The 5,355-nt window shown below is 39.8% G+C and carries 3 protein-coding genes and 1 pseudogene; 2 read left to right on the top strand and 2 right to left on the bottom strand.

What is annotated here, in order from left to right:
* The coding region (locus tag FDX01_RS23685) for a hypothetical protein (protein WP_249360922.1) at positions 1-701 on the top strand (701 nt) is incomplete at its 5' end.
* 34 nt (positions 702-735) lie between these two features.
* Here the strand turns inward: FDX01_RS23685 and FDX01_RS09035 are convergent.
* On the bottom strand, positions 736-1,545 hold the full coding sequence (locus FDX01_RS09035; protein WP_016247606.1) for a polysaccharide pyruvyl transferase family protein: 810 nt from the start codon (positions 1,543-1,545) through the stop codon (positions 736-738).
* A 98-nt stretch (positions 1,546-1,643) separates the two neighbouring features.
* On the opposite strand from FDX01_RS09035, the gene FDX01_RS09030 reads away from it, so the two are divergent.
* Positions 1,644-3,866: a glycosyltransferase gene (locus FDX01_RS09030; protein ID WP_016247607.1), complete on the top strand. Its 2,223-nt coding sequence runs from the start codon at positions 1,644-1,646 to the stop codon at positions 3,864-3,866.
* Between the two features lie 954 nt (positions 3,867-4,820).
* Here FDX01_RS09030 and FDX01_RS09020 read toward each other — a convergent pair.
* Positions 4,821-5,355: pseudogene (locus tag FDX01_RS09020) on the bottom strand (IS1 family transposase); the annotation flags it as partial.

Here is a 5,355-nt window from a genome sequence, read left to right as displayed (position 1 = left end):
ACTCAGCAAAAGTTCGATTTATTCAACAAAGCCTGTATAATCATTCAATTACCCCTTCGGAAAAAATGATGAATAAGTTACAGCGTTTCGAAAGTCTTGGCGATAATTGTGAGTTTGCTTTCTTTTTAAGAGAGTCAGGTTATGATGAAGGAAGCTTGTTTCGCTGGACATTAATAAAAAACTATCATGCTCTTTTAGCATTAATAGAATCTGATTTTGCAGATTTTTATATTTATGAAAATTTGATACCTTCCTGGCAGGATATGGTGCTTGACCAAAAACATGATCTTTGTTTTCATACTGAAATGTATAGTGACAATATAAGTAATTGCTGGTCCTGGCGTTATTCTGAGCAGGAAAATAATATTATTTATAAAAAAGAAATGGATAAGATTAAGTATTTGGTTGACAAATTCAGGAAAGGTCTTGCTGATGAAAATAAAATTTTTGTCGTAAAAAGCAATGGTAATAATCTTGATGATATTGTATTGGCGCTATCAAAAGAATTTAAGAAACACGGTGACAGTAAAATACTGTACGTGAAAAGTGATGCAGATAATTCAAATGTCGGTGAAATAACTAAAGTCACTGATAACTTATTTACTGCGGTAATCGATAGATTTGCAGACTATAGTCGTGCGAATGAATACTCGCGTGAAGGCTGGCAGGCAATCATTAATAATGCTGTAGTTGTTATGTGATTTTCAGGCAGCGTATTATTATACGCTGCATTTTTCAACTTGTCGTAATAAAGCATGTTTTTGGATAATGATTAAAAAGTGAATAATTATAAACAGCTTCATTTTTGTAGTATGAGTTAGGATAGAAGTTTACTTCTTTGCCAAGCAGAGATGCTAAGATTGCAACATGCAGCCTGTCGGTATTGACAATTTTATACTCTTCAAGAAAGTTTAACATGCAACGGGTAGAGTTGCGTGCCAGAAATTCATTATCCCAATAGTCACCGTTCCAGGTGAGCGAAATATCATGATTGTTTTCTTTATAGTCTCCAGTTAGAGATTCGGAGTCCGTTCTGAAGCAGTTGGCCTGTTTTTTATAGACAGGTTTAAGTGACAGGTACTTACTAAGATCGAGATAAAATGCCATGTCATCAGTAATGAATACGTTCTTGTTTGGTTCGTAGTTGAGAGATTTAATATAATCGAAAGTGATATCTTCGCGGCAAAAAACAACTAACTTATCAATGTTGTTGGTGAGTAAATCGCTATACCCTCTGATTGTCGACGGCATTATTATTACTTTATGAAATTTTCCAATATTATTCTGGATAAAATCACGACCTTCAGAATACAATCCTTCTATGAGGTTTCCTCCGCCGCCAAAAATTAAAATATCAGTATCAGAACTGTAGCGCTCGCCATCTCTGTAAGGGGTATAGGTAAGAGCATTTCGTTCGAAAAAGTCATACGTCGCAGATGCAATTACACCATCGCCAGCATTACCAGGGTTTGCCTTATAGACAAATCGATGAGATGGATGATAGGATTTTAGAAATAAATCAAGTTTTAACTCTGTGTTGGTCATTTTTTGTCCTATTTAACAAAAGCTACCGATTGCTATCTTATTCTACTTCAACTCACTCATTATTATAGAAAAGTCTAGGTTACTAAGGAAAGGTTACAATGAAGAAAGTTCTTATAATGACGCCGGACATTGAGGGGCCTGTCCGTAACGGCGGCATTGGTACTGCTTTCACTGCTCTTGCCACTACTTTGGCAAAAAAAGGGTATGATGTCGATGTATTGTATACATGTGGTGACTATTCGGAATCGTCTGTATCAAAATTTAGCGACTGGTCACGTATTTATAGTACCTTTGGTATCAATCTGCTAAGCACCGGACTGGTAAAAGAGATTAATATTGATGCACCTTATTTTAGAAGGAAAAGTTATTCAATTTTGCTCTGGTTGAAAGAAAATAATATCTATGACACTGTTATTTCTTGTGAATGGCAGGCAGATCTTTATTACACTTTGTTAAGTAAAAAGAATGGCACTGGTTTTGAAAATACGAAGTTCATTGTAAATACTCACAGTTCAACGTTATGGGCTGATGAAGGTAATTACCAGCTCCCATATGATCAGAACCATCTTGAACTCTATTATATGGAGAAAATGGTGGTTGAAATGGCGGATGAGGTTGTTAGTCCGTCTCAGTATTTAATTGATTGGATGTTGAGTAAACACTGGAATGTTCCTGAAGAATGCCATGTAATTTTAAATTGTGAGCCATTTCAAGGGTTTGAGGCGAGAAGTGATGTTATAGTTAAAACAAATGAAAAGCCAGCTTCTGGCGTTGAGCTTGTATTTTTCGGTCGACTTGAAACCCGTAAAGGGCTTGACATATTCCTCCGCGCATTAAGAAAAATATCTGACGAAGATAAAGAGACCGTCTCTGGTGTAACCTTCCTCGGAAAAAATGTTACTATAGGGAAAACTGATTCATTTACTTATATTATGAATCAGACTAAAAATTTGGGACTCGCAGTTAATATCATCAGCGATTATGATCGTACCAACGCTAACGAATATATAAAAAGAAAAAATGTATTAGTCATCATCCCATCGCTTGTAGAAAACTCCCCCTATACTGTTTATGAATGCTTGATTAATAACGTTAATTTCCTCGCCTCAAATGTTGGTGGAATTCCAGAACTTATTCCGCAGGAACATCATGCGGAAGTTCTATTTACTCCGACACCTGTTGATTTATACGAAAAAATTCACTATCGCTTAAAAAATATAAATATCAAACCAGGGCTTACTGAATCACAAGACAATATTAAAGAAGCTTGGTTTGCCGCAGTTGAACGGAAAAAAAACTGCGCATTCAAGAAAATCGATGAATCTAACAGCCCGTTAGTTAGCGTGTGTATCACTCACTTCGAACGTCACCATTTGCTCCAGCAAGCACTCGCCTCAATAAAATCTCAAACTTACCAAAATATTGAGGTCATCCTGGTTGATGATGGAAGTACGACGGAAGAGTCTGATCGTTATTTGAATCTCATCGAGAATGATTTTAACTCTCGAGGCTGGAAAATCGTCCGTAGTTCTAATAACTATCTGGGCGCTGCAAGGAATTTGGCTGCGCGACACGCCTCCGGCGAATATCTGATGTTTATGGACGATGATAATGTGGCTAAGCCTTTTGAGGTGGAAACATTTGTTACGGCAGCATTAAACTCTGGGGCCGATGTGTTAACCACACCAAGCGATCTTATTTTTGGTGAGGAGTTCCCTTCTCCGTTCCGTAAAATGACGCACTGCTGGCTTCCGTTAGGACCTGATTTAAATATCGCCAGCTTTAGTAACTGCTTTGGTGATGCTAATGCGCTGATCAGAAAAGAAGTTTTCGAAAAAGTAGGCGGATTTACTGAGGATTATGGTTTAGGTCATGAAGACTGGGAGTTTTTTGCAAAAATATCGTTACAGGGATATAAATTGCAAGTCGTCCCAGAACCTCTATTTTGGTATAGAGTTGCAAACTCCGGCATGTTGTTAAGTGGAAATAAGACTAAAAACAACTACCGTAGTTTCCGTCCATTTATGGATGAGAATGTTAAATATAATTATGCAATGGGGTTGATACCTTCCTACCTCGAGAAGATTCATGAGCTTGAGAGTGAAGTGAGTCGGTTGCGCAGCATCAATGGCGGTCATTCTGTCAGTAACGAGTTACAACTTTTAAATAATAAGATTGATGGTCTTATTTCTCAGCAGAGAGATGGTTGGGCCCATGACCGCTTTAATGCTCTGTATGAAGCAATTCATGTCCAGGGCGCAAGACGAGGCACCAGTCTGGTTCGCCGGGTGGCCCGGAAAGTGAAGTCAATGTTAAAATAAAATAATATGCGGGGCCCAAAAGGGCTCCGCGAAAATAATGTTAACTTTCAGCGAATTTTAATTGTTCAGGAGCACTCAGTTCACCCCCTGATATCAGAGTATTTTTATCCCGCCATCAATACCTGAACTCTTTCATAACTGTGCAAATTAGAACAGTTTATTTTTCCAGTTCATCTGACTGAGTACGTAGCCGCTGAGCTGGCGCTTTACCGGCATCGAAATCTCCTGCCGTACCTCCATTAAGGGGTCAGTTTGGAGATCGGAAATTTTTGTACGTTAAGCACATTATTTAACCAATTCGGATACGTAAGTGATTGATTTATCGTCAGTGGCTATCGCTTTTAGGTTGTCGCTCTTGCTGTATCGCATTTAGGTTATCCGATTAAGACAAAATCCCCTGAAAACGCTGTATAGCGCGGGAGTACACCCTATTGCTACAGGTAAGCCTGTTCAAAAAACAGGCTTACCGTACAATAATTCTCTATATCCAAACTGACCCCTTAAATGGCGAAGAAACGGTCTAAATAGGCTGATTCAAGGCATTTACGGGAGAAAAAATCGGCTCAAACATGAAGAAATGAAATGACTGAGTCAGCCGAGAAGAATTTCCCCGCTTATTCGCACCTTCCTTAAGCGTCGCAACGCTACTCCGGCGACAGCGCACTAATCAGTCAACTACCGTTCAATAAAATCCAAACCATAATTAACTTATTTTGGCAATCTGACGCTTTAATGCCCGATAGAGAGGATAATCGATAAATCGGGCATAAATATAGGCAATGAATATTGAGGCAAATGCCGCTAATGATATCGATACCCAGGCATTCTCAGCGTCAAAAATGAATCCGGATACGATAACCAGCTCATGCAATAAATATAAAGGGAAACTAATATAACCGAGAAATAAGAATAAATTTGAAGTGAAAACTCTCTTTATTAGGTAATGCTGCCAACTTACTGATAGTGTTTTATGTTCAGATAATGCCCGATGACTTTGTCATGCAGCTCCACCGATTTTGAGAACGACAGTGACTTCCTGCCCAGCCTTGCCAGATGCTGCCTCAGATTCAGGTTATGCCGCTCAATGCGCTGCGTATATCGCTTGCTGATAACGTGCAGTTCTCCCTTCAGGCGTGATTCATAAAGCGGCCAGCCATCCGTCATCCATACCACGACCTCAAAGGTCGACAGCAGGCCCGGAAGACGCTCCAGCGTGGCCAGCGTGCGTTCACCGAATACGTGCGCCACAACCGTCCTCCGTATCCTGTCATACGCGTAAAACAACCAGCGCTGGCGTGATTTAGCGCCGACGTAACCCCACTGTTCGTCCATTTCCGCGCAAACAATGACGTCACTGCCCGGTTGTATGCATGAGTTTACCGACTGCGGCCTGAGTTTTTTAAGTGTCGAAAAATCGTGTTGAGGCCAACGCCCATAATGTGGGCGGTTGCCCGGCATCCGACGCCATTCATGGCCATATCAATGATTT

Origin of the sequence: Citrobacter sp. wls613 (genome assembly GCF_005281195.1) — a bacterium.
GTDB lineage: Bacteria > Pseudomonadota > Gammaproteobacteria > Enterobacterales > Enterobacteriaceae > Citrobacter > Citrobacter gillenii.
The sequence above is the reverse complement of the archived record's forward strand: the minus strand, read 5'-3'. Positions and strand labels throughout refer to the sequence as shown.

Coding starts and splice junctions, on each gene's coding strand:
- FDX01_RS09030 (WP_016247607.1), top strand. CDS start 1,644: ATGAAGAAAGTTCTTATAATGACGCCGGACATTGAGGGGCCTGTCCGT.
- FDX01_RS09035 (WP_016247606.1), bottom strand. CDS start 1,545: ATGACCAACACAGAGTTAAAACTTGATTTATTTCTAAAATCCTATCAT.